Annotated in this window: 21 protein-coding genes; 8 read left to right on the top strand and 13 right to left on the bottom strand. The window is 72.3% G+C overall.

Features of this window, described 5'->3' with window-relative positions; all coding sequences use genetic code 11:
- Positions 1-251: 251 nt before the first annotated feature.
- The 8 genes from ABGA98_RS17795 to ABGA98_RS17760 form a co-directional block, all read right to left on the bottom strand.
- The gene (locus tag ABGA98_RS17795) at positions 252-1,607 is read right to left on the bottom strand and encodes a glycosyltransferase 87 family protein (RefSeq protein WP_347619416.1); all 1,356 of its coding nucleotides are present in this window, start codon (positions 1,605-1,607) and stop codon (positions 252-254) included.
- Between the two features lie 129 nt (positions 1,608-1,736).
- Positions 1,737-2,207: an Lrp/AsnC family transcriptional regulator gene (locus ABGA98_RS17790; RefSeq protein WP_347619415.1), complete on the bottom strand. Its 471-nt coding sequence runs from the start codon at positions 2,205-2,207 to the stop codon at positions 1,737-1,739.
- 23 nt (positions 2,208-2,230) lie between these two features.
- Positions 2,231-2,824 carry an ATP/GTP-binding protein gene (locus ABGA98_RS17785; protein WP_347619414.1) on the bottom strand — a complete coding sequence of 198 codons (594 nt, stop codon included), beginning with the start codon at positions 2,822-2,824 and terminating at the stop codon, positions 2,231-2,233.
- A 258-nt stretch (positions 2,825-3,082) separates the two neighbouring features.
- Positions 3,083-3,508, bottom strand: a complete 426-nt coding sequence (locus ABGA98_RS17780; protein ID WP_347619413.1) for a terpene synthase family protein — start codon at positions 3,506-3,508, stop codon at positions 3,083-3,085.
- Positions 3,509-3,652: 144 nt separating this feature from the next.
- Positions 3,653-4,405 carry a protein phosphatase 2C domain-containing protein gene (locus tag ABGA98_RS17775; RefSeq protein ID WP_347619412.1) on the bottom strand — a complete coding sequence of 251 codons (753 nt, stop codon included), beginning with the start codon at positions 4,403-4,405 and terminating at the stop codon, positions 3,653-3,655.
- A 27-nt stretch (positions 4,406-4,432) separates the two neighbouring features.
- Positions 4,433-5,071 (bottom strand): hypothetical protein, encoded by a 639-nt coding sequence (locus tag ABGA98_RS17770; RefSeq protein WP_347619411.1) that lies wholly within the window; start codon positions 5,069-5,071, stop codon positions 4,433-4,435.
- Positions 5,068-5,952, bottom strand: a complete 885-nt coding sequence (locus ABGA98_RS17765; protein WP_347619410.1) for a hypothetical protein — start codon at positions 5,950-5,952, stop codon at positions 5,068-5,070. Before ABGA98_RS17765 ends, ABGA98_RS17770 begins: the two co-directional genes overlap by 4 nt.
- 108 nt (positions 5,953-6,060) lie before the next feature.
- On the bottom strand, positions 6,061-7,146 hold the full coding sequence (locus ABGA98_RS17760) for a Xaa-Pro peptidase family protein (RefSeq protein WP_347619409.1): 1,086 nt from the start codon (positions 7,144-7,146) through the stop codon (positions 6,061-6,063).
- A gap of 170 nt (positions 7,147-7,316) precedes the next feature.
- Between ABGA98_RS17760 and ABGA98_RS17755 the strand changes: the two genes are divergently transcribed.
- Positions 7,317-8,537 carry a SpoIIE family protein phosphatase gene (locus tag ABGA98_RS17755; RefSeq protein WP_347619408.1) on the top strand — a complete coding sequence of 407 codons (1,221 nt, stop codon included), beginning with the start codon at positions 7,317-7,319 and terminating at the stop codon, positions 8,535-8,537.
- A gap of 31 nt (positions 8,538-8,568) precedes the next feature.
- Positions 8,569-9,462 carry a 5'-3' exonuclease gene (locus tag ABGA98_RS17750; protein ID WP_347619467.1) on the top strand — a complete coding sequence of 298 codons (894 nt, stop codon included), beginning with the start codon at positions 8,569-8,571 and terminating at the stop codon, positions 9,460-9,462.
- Here ABGA98_RS17750 and menD read toward each other — a convergent pair.
- Entirely contained in the window at positions 9,459-11,120 is a 1,662-nt protein-coding gene (gene menD, locus ABGA98_RS17745) for a 2-succinyl-5-enolpyruvyl-6-hydroxy-3-cyclohexene-1-carboxylic-acid synthase (RefSeq protein WP_347619407.1), read from the bottom strand. The genes ABGA98_RS17750 and menD overlap by 4 nt on opposite strands.
- Positions 11,117-12,061, bottom strand: a complete 945-nt coding sequence (locus tag ABGA98_RS17740; protein ID WP_347619466.1) for an o-succinylbenzoate synthase — start codon at positions 12,059-12,061, stop codon at positions 11,117-11,119. The genes menD and ABGA98_RS17740 overlap by 4 nt, the downstream gene beginning before the upstream one ends.
- A 108-nt stretch (positions 12,062-12,169) precedes the next feature.
- Here ABGA98_RS17740 and ABGA98_RS17735 point away from each other — a divergent pair, with 108 nt between their 5' ends.
- The 3 genes from ABGA98_RS17735 (at position 12,170) to ABGA98_RS17725 (ending at position 15,192) form a co-directional block, all read left to right on the top strand.
- Complete coding sequence (locus ABGA98_RS17735; protein ID WP_347619406.1) at positions 12,170-13,270, top strand: AMP-binding protein; 1,101 nt, start codon at positions 12,170-12,172, stop codon at positions 13,268-13,270.
- A gap of 43 nt (positions 13,271-13,313) precedes the next feature.
- A complete protein-coding gene (locus ABGA98_RS17730; protein ID WP_347619405.1) occupies positions 13,314-13,664 on the top strand; it encodes a hypothetical protein in 351 nt (116 codons plus the stop codon).
- A 181-nt stretch (positions 13,665-13,845) separates the two neighbouring features.
- Positions 13,846-15,192 carry an RNA polymerase sigma factor gene (locus ABGA98_RS17725; protein ID WP_347619404.1) on the top strand — a complete coding sequence of 449 codons (1,347 nt, stop codon included), beginning with the start codon at positions 13,846-13,848 and terminating at the stop codon, positions 15,190-15,192.
- 62 nt (positions 15,193-15,254) lie between these two features.
- Here ABGA98_RS17725 and ABGA98_RS17720 read toward each other — a convergent pair whose 3' ends face one another.
- A complete protein-coding gene (locus ABGA98_RS17720; RefSeq protein ID WP_347619403.1) occupies positions 15,255-15,653 on the bottom strand; it encodes a hypothetical protein in 399 nt (132 codons plus the stop codon).
- A gap of 114 nt (positions 15,654-15,767) precedes the next feature.
- Here ABGA98_RS17720 and ABGA98_RS17715 point away from each other — a divergent pair, with 114 nt between their 5' ends.
- A complete protein-coding gene (locus ABGA98_RS17715; protein ID WP_347619402.1) occupies positions 15,768-16,328 on the top strand; it encodes a TetR/AcrR family transcriptional regulator C-terminal domain-containing protein in 561 nt (186 codons plus the stop codon).
- 200 nt (positions 16,329-16,528) lie between these two features.
- Positions 16,529-16,726 (top strand): DUF5999 family protein, encoded by a 198-nt coding sequence (locus ABGA98_RS17710; protein WP_132341476.1) that lies wholly within the window; start codon positions 16,529-16,531, stop codon positions 16,724-16,726.
- Here ABGA98_RS17710 and ABGA98_RS17705 read toward each other — a convergent pair.
- Entirely contained in the window at positions 16,693-17,364 is a 672-nt protein-coding gene (locus ABGA98_RS17705; RefSeq protein ID WP_347619401.1) for an alpha/beta family hydrolase, read from the bottom strand. The genes ABGA98_RS17710 and ABGA98_RS17705 overlap by 34 nt on opposite strands.
- Positions 17,365-17,445: 81 nt before the next feature.
- On the opposite strand from ABGA98_RS17705, the gene ABGA98_RS17700 reads away from it, so the two are divergent.
- Positions 17,446-17,793: a hypothetical protein gene (locus ABGA98_RS17700; RefSeq protein WP_347619400.1), complete on the top strand. Its 348-nt coding sequence runs from the start codon at positions 17,446-17,448 to the stop codon at positions 17,791-17,793.
- Between the two features lie 141 nt (positions 17,794-17,934).
- On the opposite strand, the gene ABGA98_RS17695 is transcribed toward ABGA98_RS17700, so the two are convergent.
- Positions 17,935-18,732, bottom strand: a complete 798-nt coding sequence (locus ABGA98_RS17695; RefSeq protein WP_347619399.1) for a tetratricopeptide repeat protein — start codon at positions 18,730-18,732, stop codon at positions 17,935-17,937.
- Positions 18,733-18,810: the final 78 nt, after the last annotated feature.

The raw sequence follows: 18,810 nt of genomic DNA, 5'->3' as shown, positions 1-18,810 counted from the left end.
TTGTTGTTACGACAAACGATGACATTAGCACGCCTGATGCGGCACTCCCATCACTCTGTCCCGTTCACTGCGACTCTCGGATTATCAGCGATCCGTCACGTGGCGGGTACCCGGTTCGCCGCCGCCCGCGCGAGCGGGGCGAGACGCCGCTCTCATCAGGGAGCGGAGCAGTCACGTCCTGCGCCCGGTCATCCAGAGCGAACACTGCGTGCACGGCCACCACACGACACACGGCGGAGCCCGGGCGCCCGCTACTGAAGGCCGTGGGCGGCGCCCACCCGGGCCGTGCCCGCCCTGCGGAGAACGGCGCCCGCCAGGACCGCCGCGCCGGCGGCGGCGTAGGCGGGCGTGCCCGCCGCCGGGGCGAGGTAGGCCACCGCGCCCGCCAGGGGGACGCCGAGCCACTCCCAGCGGCCGTCCAGGGCCACCAGGGCGACGATCAGCAGCGCGTACCACGGATATCCGGGGGTCAGCAGCAGGAACGCCGTGCCGGTGACCACCAGCGCACCCCGCCACGGCCGGTCCGGGTCGCCGCGCCTGACGACGTGGAACGTCACCGCCGCCATGACGAGGAGGACGGCGGGCACGGCCCAGGAGTCGGGAAGCACCAGCCGCAGCAGCCCGTAGCGGTCACGCGCCCCGGCCTCGCCGTAACCCTCCTCGGCCACGTACCCGGACAGGTAGCCCAGCACCGAACCCCGCGACACCAGGACGTAGGGCAGGTAGGCGGCGGCCACGACGAGAACGGCGAGCGCCGTCGTCCCCGCGGCCCGCCGTGCCGCCCGGCCGCCCGACAGCGCCCCGGACAGTGCACCGGGCAGCACCACGGCGGGCACCAGCTTGACCGCGATCGCCCCGCCGAGCAGCACCCCCCGCGAGGAAGGTCCCGCCCGCCCGCCGAGGGCGAGCACCACGGCGGCGACGGCGAGCATGTCGACGTGGGCGTTGTTCACCGCCTCCATGGGAACGGCCGGGCACCACGCCCAGTACGCGGCCCGCCGGGCATCGCTCCCGCGCAGCAGGACCAGCAGCGTGCCCGCGGCCAGCAGCGCACCGGCGACCTGGAACGGCTTGTGCCGGGCGTCGCCGGGCGACAGCCGGTCCACCACCGTGAAGTACGCCTCCGCCAGCGGCGGGTAGATGGTGTGCGCGGACGGCCTGTTGATCCTCGTGCACGCGCCCCCTTCGATCGGGTAGAAGTGCCCCTCCGAGCAGCGGGGGAACAGCCACGGGTCCCGGAGCGAGGCCAGAGCGGGGTCGGCCGGGGCGTGGTCGTAGGGCGAGATGCCGGCCGACTGGACGCGGCCGTCCCAGGCGTAGCGGAAGGAGTCGGTGCTGGTCGCCGGAGGCCCGAGCAGCCCGGTGGCGATCACGGCCAGGCCGCCCGCCAGCACCAGCCCTCCCGCCGCCGGTCCCGGCACGCCGCGCGACACCCACACCGCGGCCCCGAACAACGCCCACGTGATCGCGTACCACCCCGCCAGGGTGCTGCCGGGGGGCGCTTGGAAGATCGCGGCCAGCACCGCCGCCTGGACGGCGAGCAGCGCGGCGACGGCCGGGCCACGCCATTCGGACTCCCCCATCGCCCGCCTCGCATTTCCCGCCACGTCCGCGGCGTCTCCCCTGACAGGGACACGTCCACATCATCGGCCACGCTCCCCCGGAAGGCGCCGATCTCCGGCTCCCCTGGCGTGCCTCGCCGGCGAGGGCCTCACGCGACCTCCGGCGGGACGGGGTCAGCCGGTGCGTTCCGCGGCGGCTTCGCCGGCCAGCTCGGGGGCGCGGTGCTCGTAGGGGGTGCTCAGCACGACCGTGGTCCGGGTCGAGACGTTGGCCGAGGCCCGGATCTGCTGCAGCAGGTCTTCGAGCGCCACCGGCGAGGCCACGCGGACCTTCAGGATGTAGCTTTCGTCACCCGCCACGCTGTGGCAGGCCTCGATGGCCGTCAGGTGCGCCAGCCGATCCGGGGCGTCGTCGGGGGCGGCGGGGTCGATCGGCTTGATCGACACGAACGCGGTCATCGGCAGCCCGACGGCGTCGTGGTCGATGATCGCGGCGTATCCGCGGACGACTCCTCGTTTCTCGAGCCTGCGTACGCGCTGGTGCACGGCCGAGACCGAGAGCCCGGTCTCCCTGGCCAGATCGGTGAAGCTCATGCGGCCGTCGCGGGCCAGCAGCGTGACGATCCGGCGGTCGATTTCCTCCACCGGTCAAAGGTAGCCGGTCATGGTCACGACATGGTCCCGACCGGGGAGACGCCCCTGCGGATCGCGTGCTCCATCAGCGTGATGAGCACCTCCCTGCCGGAGTCGCGCTTGCGGGCGTCGCAGAGCACGATGGGGATGTCCGGCTCCAGGCCGATCGCCGAGCGCACCTCTCCGACGGTGAAGGGCCTGCTGCCGTCGAAGCAGTTGAGCGCCACGATGAACGGCTGCTCGCGCTTCTCGAAATAGTCGACGGAGGGGAAACAGTCGTCGAGGCGGCGGGTGTCGGCCAGCACCACGGCGCCGAGCGCGCCCACGGCCAGCTCGTCCCAGACGAACCAGAACCGTTCCTGGCCGGGGGTGCCGAACAGGTAGAGCATGTAGTCGTTGCGGATCGTGATGCGGCCGAAGTCCATGGCCACGGTGGTGGTGAGCTTGCGCTCGACACCCGCGAGGTCGTCGATGTGCGCCCCGATATGGGTGAGCGCCTCTTCCGTGCGCAGGGGCCGGGTCTCGGACACGGCTCCGACCATGGTGGTCTTTCCCGCGCCGAAGCCCCCGGCGATCAGGATCTTGATCGCCGTGGGAAGCCGCCAACGGTCAGTGTGACCGAATTCCATCCAGCACCGCCTGTACCTCTCCCGCTCATGCACAACCCCGCCCCTGTGGTGCCGTGGTCAGTGGTACCTGTCAAGGCGCGTTGAGGAGGTCGATCCACATGCCTGGCATCGAGACACCCTAGCAACGCCACATTTTCCACTCAAGCCGCGAGCTTTTACAAGAAACAAAATGTCACGGTTTGTTGCCCATAACACCCTTATTCGCCGATACTGCCTGGCCAGAGTCAAGCTCGCCTGTCAAGGAATCCGACAAGTCTTTTACGCTGTCCGGTCGAAGTCCGAAACTCCGTTGACGCCGGCGGTGCAGCCGATCTGTCTTCGCAGGTAGGTGGCGGTGCGCGGGCTGCGCTCCCGTACCGGCTCGATGAGGCCCGCGGCCTCACGCGCCAGCCCGGCCATCGCCTCCCTCACCTCGGTGCCGCTGACGCCGAGCGACAACACGTTCAGGTCGCCCCAGCTCACGTCCTTGCGGTAGGAGGTGACGTCGCCGAGCAGATGCAGGTAGCGCTGGACCAGCCTGCCGACGTCCCGCAGGTCCTCCAGGTGCGCCCTGGCCCGGCGGTCGGCGGTGTAGATCCAGTGCGACAGGTCGACGAAGCACGAGCCGCGGCTGTCGGCGTTGTCGAGGTAGCGCTCCAGCGTCGGCACGGCGTCCCTCTCGCGCCACACCCACGCCCTGACCATGCACGCCGGCATCCTGGCGAGCTGAGCAGCGTGGCCGACCAGCCCGCTCCGATGACCGCGGGCGACACTCCCCTGGCCGGCCCCACGCCCGGCAGCGGACGCCGGCTGACCCCCGGGGCGCCCTGGGCGGAGGCCCGGGCAGGTCTAACCGTCCACTCGTCCCCAGGCCACGGTGGCGTCGTCGTGCGGCTTGCCCGACACCGGCCCGCGGGCCGACTCCAGCTCCCGCACGGCCGCGATCAGCGCGGCGGGCCCCTGGCCGGCCAGCGCCGCAAGCACGTCCGCCCAGCTCCATCCGTACCAGTCGACGAGTCTCGCCACCCCGTCGGTGAGCACCGCCACCCCGGTGGCGGCCACCGCCCCGCACACGCTCTCCCAGGCCGCCTCGGGGCGCGCGCCCGCCACCCAGAAGCCGCCGGGCACGTTGCGCATCCGCCGCACCAGCTCCAGCGAGTACGGCCGCCCGCCCGGCAACCGCTCCAGCCGGTCGTCGACCACCGCCAGGACCCCGCCGTCGGCCAGGGAGCACACGACCGGCGAATCCCCCAGCACGAGGTAGTCGACCCGCCCGCGATCCGCCCGCACCATCGCCACCGTCGACGACGGCGAGTCGGGGTTGCCCAGGTCGCAGCCGCCGCCGTGGGCCGCCGCCAGCTCCTCGATGGAGGACTCCAGGATCGCGGCCAGCGGATCGCCCTGGCCGGTGGCCAGCCGCGCCGCCAGCGCTCCCCCGAGCCGCGCCACGAGCCACGGGACGTCGTGCGCGCACCCGCTGTCCACCCCGGCCGCCGCGGTGGCCCCGTCGAGCACGACGATCCACGACGGCCCGGCGATCACCAGGTCCTCGTTCCTGCGCGGAGAACCGGCGCAGGTGGCGTACGTGACCTCAGTGAACATGGCAGCGACTGTGCCACACCCGCCCGGTCAGCGGGCGGACGGCACGCGCCGGCGCTCCTCGCCGGGGGCGGCGCCGCCCACCGGCCGGGCCCGGATCTCGCTGAGCTTGGCCTGGCTGTCGCGGATGCCGGTGATCAGCACGTACGCGACCAGCAGCAGCCCGAGGCAGAGGGCGTCGGCCGCCCACCAGGGGATCTCGGCGAGCAGCAGGTAGCCGTCGCGGTCGCTCAGCTCCCTGATCACCACCGTGACCACGGCGATCACCACGGTCACCAGCAACCAGGTGCGCAGCCGGGGCAGGCTCCCCTTGCTCCACAGCCGGAGCCGCCAGTTCATGAACACGGCGAGCACGCCGAGCAGCGCGCAGAACCCGATGAGCCACCAGGGCAGGGCGAAGGCGGTCTGGTCGGCGATCTGCTGCTGCGTGGTGCGCAGCTCCGCCTCGGCCTTGCGCTGGGCCGCCACGGCCGCGTCGAGCTCGCGTTCGAGCTGGGCCACGGTCTTCTGCTGCCGCTGGGGCGGCGTGGCGTCCTCCGTCGGCAACATCCGCGCCACGACGGTCAGCATGATCGCGATGAACGACAGCGCCAGCACGATGGCCATGAACAGGTCGATGAAGCGCAGGTCGAGCGGCGGCGCGAACGAGGTGGAGGGCCGCTTCCTCACGGCTCCCTCACCAGGGTGTACTTCTGCGGACGGGTCTCGGCCGCGCTCATCCGCTCGACGGCGGTGCGCAGCGCGTCGAGGCCCTTGACCAGCTCTTCGGTCCTGCCCCTCGTCTGGGCCATCTCCTGCCGGGACTGGGCCAGCTCCTGGGTGAGGCCGTGCATGGCGGGAGCCGCCTGCTTGGCGGGCAGGCGCGCGATGTAGATGAGGAACACCTCGTCCGCGGCCACCACGCTGGCCCGCTCGGCCCGCTCGACCAGGGCCATCGCACCGAACGCGACCACGCTCAGGAACAGCGCGATCAGGGTGACGCCGAACGCCGAGGCCAGCTCGGGCAGCACGTGCTGCTTCAGCGCGTCGATCAGCACGCTGGGGTCGCCCTGGTCGTCGAGGGCGTTGGAGAACGAGGTGACCATGCCGGCCATGGTCAGGGCGGTGCCGATGAACCCGAAGACGGGCAACGCCCAGATGAGCGCGTGGTCGAGATGGTGCTTGTTGGCCATCTCGCTGTCGTCGAGCGCGGAGCGGGCGCTCAGCACCGCCTCGCAGTCGTTGCCCGCCTCGGCCGCCTCCCTGAACAGGCGCAGCCGGCGCCCCACCAAGGTGTCGTCACCGGGCTTCACCGCCTGCACGTTCGCCACCGCCCGCGCCGTCGCGGCGCTCTCCCGCCGGATGTCGGGCACGGCCCTGACGATCCGGAGAACGGCGGTGAGGAACACCGCGATGATGAGCGTGACCACGAACGCCGCGCCCGCCGGCGCCGTCGTCGCGCCCACGAATGTCAGCAGCGCGCCCACCGCCCCCGACACCAGCAACAGCATCGAGACCATCAGGCTCACCGCCGGCGCGAACGCCGAATGACACCAGCCGTACCTTGACACCCTTCAACTCCACTCCGGCACACAACAAGTCAAAGGAATACCTAAGCACACGTAAAGGAGTCGTAGAGTCACGACTGGCGACCGATTCGCGGGAATCTGGACGGGCGTTCAGACGATCACCAGGTCACGCGGGGTGGTGTTCAGCCGTTCCCCGCCATTTTCGGTGCAGACCACGATGTCCTCGATCCTGGCGCCGTGCCGCCCCTGCAGGTAGATGCCCGGCTCGACCGAGAACGCGAAGCCTGGCTCCATCACCTCGCCGTTGCCGGCGACGATGTAGGGCTCCTCGTGCGTCTCGATGCCGATGCCGTGGCCGGTGCGGTGGATGAAGGCGTCGCCGTAGCCCGCCCCGGCGATCAGGTCGCGGGCCGCCGCGTCGATCGACTCGCACCGCACCCCCGGCCGCACCGCCGCGCAGGCCGCGTCCTGGGCCCGGCGCAGCACCTCGTAGTAGGCGGCGAACTCGGCGGGCGGCTCGCCCACGCTGTAGGTGCGCGTGGAGTCGGAGCAGTAGCCGTTGTGCAGCTGGCCGCCGATGTCGACCACGACCGGCTCCCCGGCCTCGATCACCCGGTCGGAGACGTCGTGGTGCGGGCTGGCGGCGTTGGGGCCGGAGGCCACGATCACGAAGTCGACGGTCGCGTGCCCGGAGGCCAGGATCGCCTCGGCGATCTCGCGGCCCACCTCCCGCTCGGTGCGCCCGGCCCGCAGGAACTCCGGCACCTGCCGGTGCACCGAGTCGATGGCCCGACCCGCCTCGCGCAGCGCCGCCACCTCGGCCGGCGACTTGCGCATGCGCAGCTCCCGCAGCACGCTCCCGGCGAGCACCTGCTCGGCGTCCGGCAACACCTCGCGGAAACGCAGCGACGACATGGCCCACATGCGGTCGGCCAGGCCCACCCTGGCCACCCGGCCCAGGCGCGCGGCCACGACCGCGTAAGGGTCGTCGGTCTCGTCCCACGCCACGAACTCCAGCCCCAGCCGCGCGGCGGGCGACGCCTCGGCGGCCGGCACCTCCAGCCGGGGCACCATCATGAAGGCCTCGCCGGAGGCGGGCACCACCAGGCACGTCAGCCGCTCCAGCGGCTTGGCGTCGTAGCCGCTGACGTAGCGCAGGTCGGGACCGGGAGTGAGGAGCAGGGCGTCGAGGCCGCCCTTGGCGGTGGCCTCGTGAACGGCGGCAAGGCGGGACACGGGATAAAGATCTGAGGACGTCACAGGCCCAAATCTACTCCTGACGGCACCTCCTAAAATCCGCGAAAAGCTCTCACGACACCGGAAGACGTCGCTACACTCCGCCCCGCGTCGCTCACGTACTGTGAGGCCAATTGTCCAGTTCCACTGCGCTTTGAGAGTGAGACCCCATGGTCGACGTCATGGGCGCCGCCGGGCTGCTCGGGCACGAGAGCGACGCCGAGCTGCTGGCCGTACGACTGGCGCACGCCCAGCGGCTGGGCAACATGGGCTGGGCGGAGTGGCACCCGCACACCGGCGAGACCATCTGGTCCGACCAGGTCTACGTGATCTTCGGACGTGATCCCGCCCTGGGCCCGATCCCGCTGCCCGAGCTGGCCCAGCTCGTCGAGCCCGCCGACATGGGCGCGCTCGACCGCCTGCTGCGGTCGGTCGTGCGCGGCGTCGAGCCGGTGCAGGCCGAGTTCCGCATCCGCCGCGGACCGGGCTCCGCCGAGCTGCGCGACCTGCGGGTCGTCCTCGAACCGCTGACCACGCCCGGCGGCCACGTGGGCATGCACGGCGTCATCCAGGACATCACCGGCCGCCGCCGCGCCGAACGCATGGTCTCCGAATCGCGCCGGCGGCTCCTCGAAGCCCGCGAGCAGGCCGCCGAGGAACGCCACGTCATGCTCGCGATGCGCGACGCCGTCCTGCCCGGTCCCGCCGGACGCCTCGACCTGCCGCACGCCAGGATCGCCGTGCGCTACGTGCCCGCGGAGAAGACCGCCAACCTGGGCGGCGACTGGTTCGAGGCCGCTCCCGCACCCGACGGCCGGCTGCTGCTGGCCGTCGGCGACGTCTCCGGCCACGGCCTGCCCGCCATCGCGCGCATGGCCCAGCTCCGCCACGCCCTCGTCGGCCTGGCCATGACCGGCCGGCCCGCCCACCGGCTGCTGGCCTGGCTCAACGAGCTGGTCATGCACCAGCTGAAGGACACCACCGCCACCGCGATCGTCGGCCACCTCGACCCCGGCACGCGCGTGCTCGCCTGGAGCCAGGCGGGCAACCTGGCGCCCGTCCTGGTGCGCGACGGCGTGGCCAGCCGGCTCGCCCAGCCCCGCGGTGTGCTGCTCGGCGCCGGCTGGCCAGGCCCGTACGAGCCGGCGACCACCCGGCTGCTGCCCGGCGACCTGCTGCTGATGTTCACCGACGGGCTGGTCGAGCGGCGCACGCGCGACATCGACGTCGGCCTCGACCTGGTCATGGCCGCCGCCCGCGACGTGTCCGTCCGCGACCTGGAGTCGGGTCTCGACCGCCTGCTGGCCGACATCGGCGGCCCCAACCCCGAGGACGACGCGTGCCTGCTCGCCGTCGGCGTGCCCACGCGCGAGGAGGAGCGGCCCGGGTGAGCGGCCAGAGTGCGACGATAGAGGCGTGCTCATGCTTCTGGACACCCCATCGCTCTACTTCCGCGCCTTCTACGGCGTCCCCGAGTCGGTCAAGGGGCCCGACGGCTCGCCCGTCAACGCCGTACGCGGCCTGATCGACATGATCGCCACCCTGGTGCGCGGCCATTCCCCCACCGCGATGGCGGCCACCATGGACGCCGACTGGCGGCCCGCGTTCCGGGTGGCGGCGATCCCGACGTACAAAGCGCACAGGGTCGCCCACGGCGACACCGAGGAGGTGCCCGAGGCGCTCGTGCCGCAGATCGCGGTCATCCAGGAGGTACTCGACGCGCTCGGCATCGCCCGCCTGGAGTCGCCGGGCTACGAAGCCGACGACGTGATCGGCACGCTCACCCACCAGGCCGCGGGCGCCGTCGACATCGTGACCGGCGACCGCGACCTGTTCCAGCTCGTCGACGACGCGCGCCCCGTACGCGTCCTCTACACCGCCCGCGGGATCCGCAACCTGCAGATCGTCGACGAGGCGTTCGTCACCGCCAAATACGGCATCCCCGGGCGTGCCTACGCCGACTTCGCGACCCTGCGCGGCGACCCCAGCGACGGCCTGCCCGGCGTCGCCGGCGTCGGCGACAAGACCGCCGCGGCGCTCATCACCCGCTTCGGCTCGCTCGACGCCCTGCTCGAAGCCCTCGACGCGGGCGTCACCGACGGTTTCCCCGCCGGCAGCCGCACCCGCCTGGCCGCGGCCCGCGACTACCTGCGCGCCGCCCCCGCCGTCGTCGAGGTGGCCTCCGGCGCGCCGCTGCCGGCCGCCGACCTGACCCTGCCCGCCAAGCCGCGCGACCCCGAGGCGCTCATCCGCCTGGCCGACCGCCACGGGCTCGACAGCCCGCTCAACCGGCTGCTCGACGCCCTGGGCGGCTAGCTCCCGAGCAGGGCCAGGACGGCCGCCTGCGCGGCGTCGCGCAGGCGGCCGTGCACGAGCACGTTCTCCTCGCGGTCGGTGCGCACCTCGACCAGGCGCGGCCCTTCGCCGCGCAGCGCCTTGGGCAGCTCGGTGATCTCGCCCACCAGCGTGTACGGCGTCCCCGTCGCGGCCGCCACATAACCGAGGTCCACCCCGTGCGGCGTGCCGAAGACCCGCTCGAACGGGTCGCGGACCGCCGCCTGGGGCAGCAGCGAGAAGATGCCGCCGCCGTCGTTGTTGACGACCACGAAACACACGTCGGGCCGGGGCTCGCGGGGCCCGAGGATCAGACCGTTCTGATCGTGCAGGAACGACAGGTCGCCCATCAGCGCGTACGCCGGGCCGTTGTGCGCCAGCGCCGCCCCCATGGCCGTCGACACCAGCCCGTCGATGCCGGAGGCGCCCCGGTTGGCCATCAGCCGGATGCCGCGCCGCGGGCGCATCGCCTGGTCGAGATCGCGGATCGGCATCGAGGACCCGCAGAACAGCAGGGCTCCGTTCGGCAGCGCGTCGACCAGGTCTCTGGCCAGGCGGGGCTCGCTCGTGCCCGACTCGTCGAGCACCTCGTCGAGCGCCGTCCTGGCCGCGACGTCGGCCTGGCGCCAGGAGTGCAGCCACGTGTCGTCGCCGGAGGCCACCGGGATCTCCACGGCCTGCGCCACCTGGGTGGCCGATCTGGTGGGGTCGGGCCAGCGGTCGAGGTCGGGCGCCACGACGATGTGCTCCCCCGCGCGCCGCAACCACGACAGCAGCGGCCGCGACAACCCGGGACGGCCCAGCGTCACCACCACGTCGGGCAGGTGCGTGTCGGCGAACTCCGGCGTGCCCAGCAGGTAGTGGTAGGTGGAGACGGCGTGGTCGCCGTAGCGTCCGCCGCCGTTCGGCTCCGACAGCACCGGCCAGCCCGCCATGCCGGCCGCGGCGACGTAGCGGCGCACGTTGGCGGCTCCGTCGCCGACCACGAGCACGCCGCGCCTGGTCGGCGGGAGGTGCAGGGCGACCGGCGGGGGCGCGACCCTGGCCCGGGACCAGGGGCCGTTGGCGCCGCCGTCGAGCGGCTCGCTCCACGCGGTGTCACCGTCGGGGATCAGCGGTTCCCTGAAGGCCAGGTTGAGGTGGACGGGCCCTGGCGCGGCCGGGCCCGACGCCCGCTGGTAGGCGCGGCAGGCCAGCGACCGCCAGTAGGCCACCTGCCCCGGCCGGTCCTCCGGCACGCCGACCTCGGCGAACCAGCGGGTGGCGTCGCCGTACAGCTTGATCTGGTCGATCGTCTGGTTGGCGCCGGTGCCCCGCAGCTCGGGCGGGCGGTCGGCGGTGAGCACCAGCAGCGGCACACCCGCCTCGCTCGCCTCGATCACGGCCGGGTGGAAGTTGGCGACGGCCGTGCCGGAGGAGCAGATCAGCGCCACCGGGCGCTCGGAGCGCTTGGCCAGCCCCAGCGCCAGGTAGGACGCGGAGCGCTCGTCGATCCGCACGTGCAGGCGCACCCGCGACTCGGCGTGCAGCGCCAGCGCCAGGGGCGCGGAGCGGGAGCCGGGGGCCAGCACGACGTCGGTCAGGCCGCAGCGCACCAGCTCGTCGACCAGCACCGTGGCCAGCGCGGTAGCGGGGTTCAACGTGACGCCTCCTGCATCCGGCTCAGCCACTGGGGAGAGTCGATTTCATATGCCGACAAATGCTGATAATTCACCGTCGGACGCCGTACGGCCAGCCGCCCGTCCACCGGCACCAGCGAGTCGTCCACGACGTCACCCGACAGCAGCGGCATCGTGCCCAGCCCGCACGCGTACGGCAGGGACGGCAGCGCCGCGGCCAGCGCCAGCCCCGCGGCCAGCCCCACCGACGTCTCGACGGCGCTGGAGACCACCGCGGGCAGCCCGCACGCCTCCACCACCCGCAACGCCGCGCGCACCCCGCCCAGCGGCTGCACCTTGACCACCGCGATGTCGGCCGCCTCCGCCGCCTTGACCCGCAGCGGGTCCTCCGCCCTGCGGATCGACTCGTCGGCCGCGATCGGCACGTCGCACGCCCGCCGCACCGCGGCCAGCTCATCGAGGGTGGCGCACGGCTGCTCGGCGTATTCCAGGCCGAACCGGTCGAGGCGCTTGAGCCGCTGCACGGCCTCGCCGACCTCCCACGCGCCGTTGACGTCGACCCGCAGCCGGCCGGACGGCCCGAGCGCGTCGCGCACGGCCTCCACCCTGGCCACGTCGTCATCGAACGTCTGGCCCCGCTCGGCCACCTTCACCTTCGCCGTGCCGCAGCCGGAGCGTCGCACCATGTCGTGGGCCCGCGCGGGATCGACGGCGGGCACGGTCGTGTTGACGGGCACGCTGTCGCGCACCGGCTCGGGCCAGCCCTCGAAGGCCGCCTCGCGGGCGCACGCCAGCCAGCGGGCACACTCACGCGGGCCGTATTCGGGGAACGGGGAGAACTCGCCCCAGCCGGCGGGACCCTGGAGCAGGACCCCTTCCCTGACGGTCTGCCCGCGAAAACGCGTGCGCATCGGGATGCGGAAGACATGAACCCCGTGGTGGTCACGGTGCTCGGGCGCCATGGGAGAACGCGTCACGACCCTCCCTGCACATCTGTCCGACCTGTCGCCACTAACCTTACGAGCATGTGGAGGAACCCGTCGCATCCGGACCGTCCGCTTCATGCCATTGTGCAGCCTCCAGGACCGGCCCTGTTCGCGGCGATCCGTGACGCGCTCGCGGGCGACGGCCCGGCCGTCCTCCCCCTGCCACCCGGCCACTCCGAGGCTGCGCTGGCGGCCCTGCGCCCCACCCACGTCAACGGAGCACTCCAGACCGGCGGCGAAGGCGTGCCGGGCGACGTGGCGGTCGTCATCGCCACCAGCGGCAGCACCGGCGCCCCCAAGGGGGTGCTGCTCTCGGCCACGGCCCTGCGCAGCTCGGCGGCGGCCTCCCTGCGCCGCGTCGAGGCCTCCAAGGGCGAGCGCTGGTTGTGCTGCCTGCCCGTCTCCCACGTCTCGGGGCTGCAGGTGCTCGTGCGCGCCCTGCTGTCCGAGAGCGAGCCGATCATCCACCCGTCGTTCGACCCGCACGCGGTCCTCGCCTCCGGCGCCGACCACGTCTCCCTGGTGCCCACCCAGCTGCACCGGCTCGTCGGGGTGGGCGCGGACCTGTCGGTCTTCCGCACGATCCTGCTCGGTGGCGCGGCGCCCCGGCCCGGGCTGCTGGAGCAGGCAAGGGATCTCGGGGCGCGGCTGGTGACGACGTACGGGATGAGCGAGACGTGCGGCGGCTGCGTGTACGACGGCCAGCCCTTTTACAATGTAGATCTCAAGGTCGGCGACGACGGCCTGATCAGGATCGCCGGCCCCGTGTTGTTCTCGGGCTACCGTTTCGGCGGGCCGGCCCCGCTGGAGGACGGCTGGTTCGTCACCTCCGACCTCGGCGAGCTGACCGGGGGCCGCCTGCGCGTGCTGGGCCGCGCCGACGACGTCATCAACACCGGCGGCGAGAAGGTCGTGGCCGGCGCCGTGACCGCCGTGTTGTGCACGCATCCCGAGGTGGCCGACGCCGCCGTGTTCGGCACGCCCGACCCCGAATGGGGTGAGCGGGTCACGGCCGTCGTCGTTCCCGCCAACCCCGACACACCTCCCACGCTTGCACAATTAACGGCATACTGCCGCGATAGGCTTCCCCCCTATGCCGCCCCGCGCGAGCTGCGCCTGGAACTCCGGCTGCCGCTGTTGCCGAACGGAAAGACCGACCTTGTGCGGTTGAGGGCAGGAACCTGATGACTTGCGGCTGCGTCAAACCGGAGAAAGGGAGGGAGCCTTCATGGACCAGACCCGCAAGATGTGGGCATCCGTCGCCGTCGTCGGCGTGATCGTGGTCGGAGGCGCCTCCATCGCGGCGGCCGCCTCGGCGGGCAAGCTCTCGCAGGTCGACGAGGAGACCAGGGCCGTGGTGGAGCAGGCGTCGCCGTCCGGCCGGCCAGAGACCTCCACGTCCGACCCCACCGGCGACCCCACCGGCGACCCCACCGGCGACCCCACCGGCGACGACGTCGTCGTCTCCCGCGAGGTCAACCCCGATCCCGGCCAGGTCATCGAATACTGGACCGGCGAGCGCATGGAGGACGCCGATCCCATGCCGATGCCCGAGGTCTCGATCGAGGTGGGCGACTAGCGAGCGAGCCGAGGGGTGGTCCGCCGAAAGAGGCGATCCGCCCCTTTTTCATGACATTCGTCCGCACGGGGAACAAATGGCGGCGATTGGCGTTATTGATACTGGTGCGCCGTGCGGACGACGAAGCCGCCCCACCACAACCTGCCTGATCGCTTCTACTCCGTACGGAGGAGGTGTCCTCATGCCCAGAACCGCCTTGGCGACCCCGCCCGTGTCTCTCGACCAGCTGCTCGAACGAGGGCGAGCCCAGGGTCACCTATCTCTGGCGGAGCTGCGGGACGCGTTCGGCAAAGCCGGGATCAGCCCCTCTGAGGGCCGCACGATATTGCGGGAGCTGTCAGAGGCCGGCGTGAGCCTGGCCGCCGAGAACGAGCCGTCTCTCAGCACGACCGCCACCCCCCAAAAGACCACCCAGAAGAAGGCAGCCACCCCCAAGAAGCCTTCGCGGGCCAAGACTACCGGCCGCAAGGCAGCCGAGGCAAAAACCGTTTCCCAAGCGGACGTGAAGGCCGTCATCCCTCCGGAGCCCAAGCCGGAGCACGAGGAGGACCTGCCGGAGGAGATCGAGCTGAGCGCCGGGGACGACGGCGACTCCGCCGACCTCGACGACACCCAGTCGGTCATGGGCGACTCGGTGCACACCTATCTGAAGTCGATCGGCCGCCGCACGCTGCTCACCGCCGCGCAGGAGGTCGAGCTGGCCAGGCGGATCGAGGCCGGCCTGTACGCCGAGTACAAGCTCGAGACCCAGCCCGACCTGCCGCCCGCCGCTCGGGAGGACCTGCGCATGGTCGTCGAGGACGGCAAGCAGGCCAAGGACCACATGCTGGAGGCCAACCTGCGCCTGGTCGTGTCGGTGGCCAAGAAGTACACCGACCGCGGCATGTCGCTGCTCGACGTGGTCCAGGAAGGCAACCTGGGGCTCATCAGGGCGGTGGAGAAGTTCGACTACACCAAGGGCTTCAAGTTCTCGACGTACGCCATGTGGTGGATCAGGCAGGCCATCCAGCGCGGCTTCGCCGACTCGGCGCGGACGATCCGGCTGCCGGTGCACGTGCTGGAGATGTTGTCCAAGCTGTCGCGCATCGAGCGTGACATGCACCAGCGCCTGGGACGCGAGCCCACCCCCGAGGAACTGGCGGTCGAGCTGGACAAGACCCCGGACCAGATCGAGGAACTGCTGCGCACCAGCCGCCAGCCGATCTCGCTGAACGCGACGATCGGCGAGGACGGCGAGACCACGATCGGCGACCTCATCGAGGACGTCGACTCCCCCGAGGCGTCGGAGATCGTCGACCGCCAGCTGCTGGGCGACCAGCTGCGCGGCGTGCTCGACAACCTCTCACCGCGCGAGTCGAAGATCATGGCACTGCGCTTCGGCCTGGTGGACGGCAAGCCGCACACGCTGGACGAGATCGGCAGGCACCTGGGGCTGACCCGGGAGCGGATCCGCCAGCTGGAGAAGGAGTCGCTGTCCAAGCTGCGCCACCCGAGCAACACCCGCCCGCTGCTCGACTGGGCCAGCTGACAAGGGAGCCCCGGCACACCCGTGCCGGGGCTCTCGATTCCTGGACGCCTGGTGACCGGCGCTCAGACGGTGGCGGGCACCGGGCGCGGCACCCGCGGGATGCCCCACATGCGGTTGTCCTCGCGCAGCGTGCGCAGGCGCTCGACCTCGGCCGTCCACATGGCCCCCGCGGGGGTCGCCTTGGCCTTGCGGCGCGCGATCCGGTCGTCGTAGGCCTTCACCCCGAACGTGGCCCGCTGCCCCGCCTCTGCGGCCCGCAGCGCGTCGGTCAGCGCCCGGTCGAGGGCCCGGCCCGCGGCCAGCAGCTCGATCTCGTCGGCCGCCGAGGCCTGCAGCTCGCGCAGCGTCCGCTCGGCCTCACGGGCCTTCTCGAGCAGCTCGGGGAAGCTCCTGGAGATCTCCTGGTCCGCGTGGAAGCGAACCTCGGCCTCCCGGCTCACCCGCGGACGGAAAAACGCCATCGACTCGGCCCTTTCACGCTGTGGTCATTCGTTCCGACGCTTAGCGTACGCCGTCCCGCGACACGTGCGGAAATCGGCCCGGAACGAGCGCCTTTACATAGTAAGATGATCTCCATGCCCGCCAAGCGACCACCCGTCCCCCTCTCCCGCGAGCGCATCATCGAGGCCGCGCTCCACATCGCCGACGGTCAGGGCCTGCGCCGGCTCACCATGCGCCGCCTGGGCGACGCCCTGCAGGTGGAGGCGATGGCCATCTACCACCACCTGCCCCGGGGCAAGGAAGCGCTGATGGACGCGCTGGCCGAGCACGTCACCGCCATCCACGTCGAGCAGCGCTCCACCTGGCAGGAGACGGCCAGGGCCTGGTGCCGGGCGAGCCGGGAGGCGCTGCGCGAGCATCCCGGCGTGCTGGCCCTGGCCCTCACCAAGCCGCCCAAAGGCGCGACGGCGGTCGCCGTCAAGGAGCAGACCGAGCAGCTCGCCGACGCGGGCCTCCCGGACGCCGCCGAGGCCGTGCGCACGCTGCGGGCCTTCGTCTTCGGCAGCGTCGCCGTCGAGGTGCAGCAGTCAGGCTGGGCCGACCCGGACGTCGACGAATGGGTCAGACGGGATGAAAGAGCAGATATCGACTTCGAGCGCGGGCTCGACGCTCTTCTCAAGGGATTGCAAACGTGATGCGCGTGTCGCGCTTGGCCGGTTATCCTGCATAAGGCACGCTGTGTCGAAGGTCACACGCACCAGGGATCCTCCTGTAACAGCCCGAACGGGCTATGTCGAAACGCGTGACACGGTCGCACACTTGCCAGGACAACAACCCGAGCCGGCTCCCGCCCCTCCAGAACGGGAGCATCCCACGAGATATCGGAGGCACGCCGATGTGCCCGCACGACCCGGCCTGTCCGGATGCCGAGGCGCCTGACCGCGAGGCGGCACGCACCCTCGCCTGCCACCCCGAGCAGGGGTGGAGCCTGCTCTGCAACGGCGTCGTCCTGTTCGAGGACACCGGCGAGCTGCTGCCCAGCGGCACCGTCATCGCACCTCATCGGCCCGATCCGCTGGTGGGCGCGGCCTGATCCACACGCGGGCGGCGCCGCCGGCCGGTGCTGCCCTGCCGTGGCGGCCCGCCATAGCGGATGATCCACTCCGCCACGACCTCGCCCACCCGGGCGGGGTCCTTTTTCAGATCATGGCCCTCTCCCGGCAGCACCACCAGGCGCGCGGCATCCGCGGCGTCCGGCACTCCGAAGGGGTCACGATCGCCGTTCACGACCAGCACGTCCACCCCGGCGCCGCGTAGCTCCCCGGCCCGGGAGCGGTCCGGCTTCCCCGGCGGGTGCAGCGGAAAGGCCAGCGCCACCACCGCCGCCGCGCCGACCGCCTTCGCCGTACGGCACGCCACCCGAGCCCCGTTGCTCCGCCCGCCCTGCACGACGGGCAGCCCCGGCAAACGCGCACGCAGCTCGGACAGCACGATCTCCCACGCCTCGTCCTGCCTCGCCGGCGAGCCGGGCGCCCGCGCCCCCGCCATCCTGAACGCCTGCGTCACCCGCGCCACGCTGGCACCCACGCCCATGGCGGCGTCGCGCACGGCCAGCAGATCGGGAGCGTCCACTCCCCCGGCCGAACCGTGGGTCAGGACCAGCAGCAGCCGCGCCCCCGGCACCTCGTCGATCTCCACGAGCGCGGGCCCGCGCGGGGTCGTCACCTCCATGCAAGCACCGTACCTGGGGAGGATGACACGCTAGCCCTCAGGTCGGATGACGACACCACTTCCGGGATGGATGATGACCTTATGCCGGACCAGCGTCCCATCAGGGAAGACCTTCAGGCCACACTCGACGCCCGCCGCGATCTCGGGCCCGACTACGAGGCGGCGCTCGTCGACTCGTTCACCGAGCGCCTCGAGGCCACCATCGCCGCCCGGGTGCGGGCCGAACTCGACCGCTACGGGCCCCCGCCGCACAAGAAGTCCACGCCGGGCGCGGCGATGATCCCGGTCGCGCTGGGCTCGATGGTCCTGGGCATCCCGCTGACGGGCATCGGGGTGGCCAACGCCGGGCTGGTGGGGCTGATCATCACGTGGCTGGCCATCGTCGTCATCAACGTGGCCGCCGCTGCGGCCATCATGCGCCGCGGCTGACCACCGCTAGGCGGAGGGGACGGGAGCACCTCCGCCATTCCGCGGGCATGCCCGGGAGGAGCGCCTCGGTGGCATGGGTCAGGGCGTCACGCGCACCGGCCCCGGGCGTCAGGTGTCGCGCTCGCTGCGGACCTCGCGGCGTCAGGTGTCGCGCTGGTAGCGGAGCCTGACCTCCGCGGCCAGCGTCTCGTCGGCGTGCTCCAGCCCGTACGACCAGACCCGCCCCGCGTCGTCGTCGCGCCCGCGCAGGGGCAGGGTGCGGGCGAGCAGCTCGATGGCCAGCGCGCTCGTCTGCGCGTCCGCGCCTCCCTCCACGGTCTCCGCGAACTCCGCGCAGGCCAGCTCCAGGTGCGCGATGCCGAGCCGGACCCGCAGCCCCGGCGTCTCCTCCTCGGGCACGGCCTCCAGGGCGTCCAGGAGGAGCTCAGCCGCCGCCCCGGGCTCTCCGTGCTCCATCAGCAGGTCGGCCAGCTCCTGCGCGGCGCGCGCGGCGACCTCGCCGTCGCCGGCCGCCATCGCGGCCCGCAGCTCCCGCTCCGCCTCCTCCAGGTCCAGCGCCCGCACGGCCAGCCGGGCCAGCGCGAGGTGGGCCAACGGGACGTACGCGGCCGCCCCGACCCCCAGCACGGCCTGCCAGGCGGCCCTGGCCTGCTCGGCCCGCCCTTCCCGCTCGAACCCCTGGGCCAGGTGGCAGGCGGCCTGCGAAGCGTATTCGGGGTGCCCTGTCGCCAGGGCGGTCCTGGCGGCGGCCCTGGCGGCCTCGACGTCGCCGCGCTCCTCCAGCACCACGGCCAGCCCGACGGCGGCCTGAGCCCTGTCGGGCTCGTCGGGGTCGGCGGCGAGCTCGCCGAGAATGGCGGCGGCGCCGTCGAGGTCGCCGCGTTCGGCCAGACGCCGGGCGGTGTCGAGAGGCGGGGTCTCCAGCTCTGAGGACGTCAAGAGAGCTCCTTCTGGCGACGGTCGCCCTGAGCCTAACGACTTCCGGCGATCATGTCTGCCCGGTTGCCGCCGAAGGTC

The organism is Nonomuraea sp. B1E8 (assembly GCF_039871515.1).
In the GTDB taxonomy this organism is placed as follows: Bacteria; Actinomycetota; Actinomycetes; order Streptosporangiales; family Streptosporangiaceae; genus Nonomuraea.
Note: the sequence above shows the minus strand (reverse complement) of the source record. Positions and strands in the feature narration are given on the sequence as shown.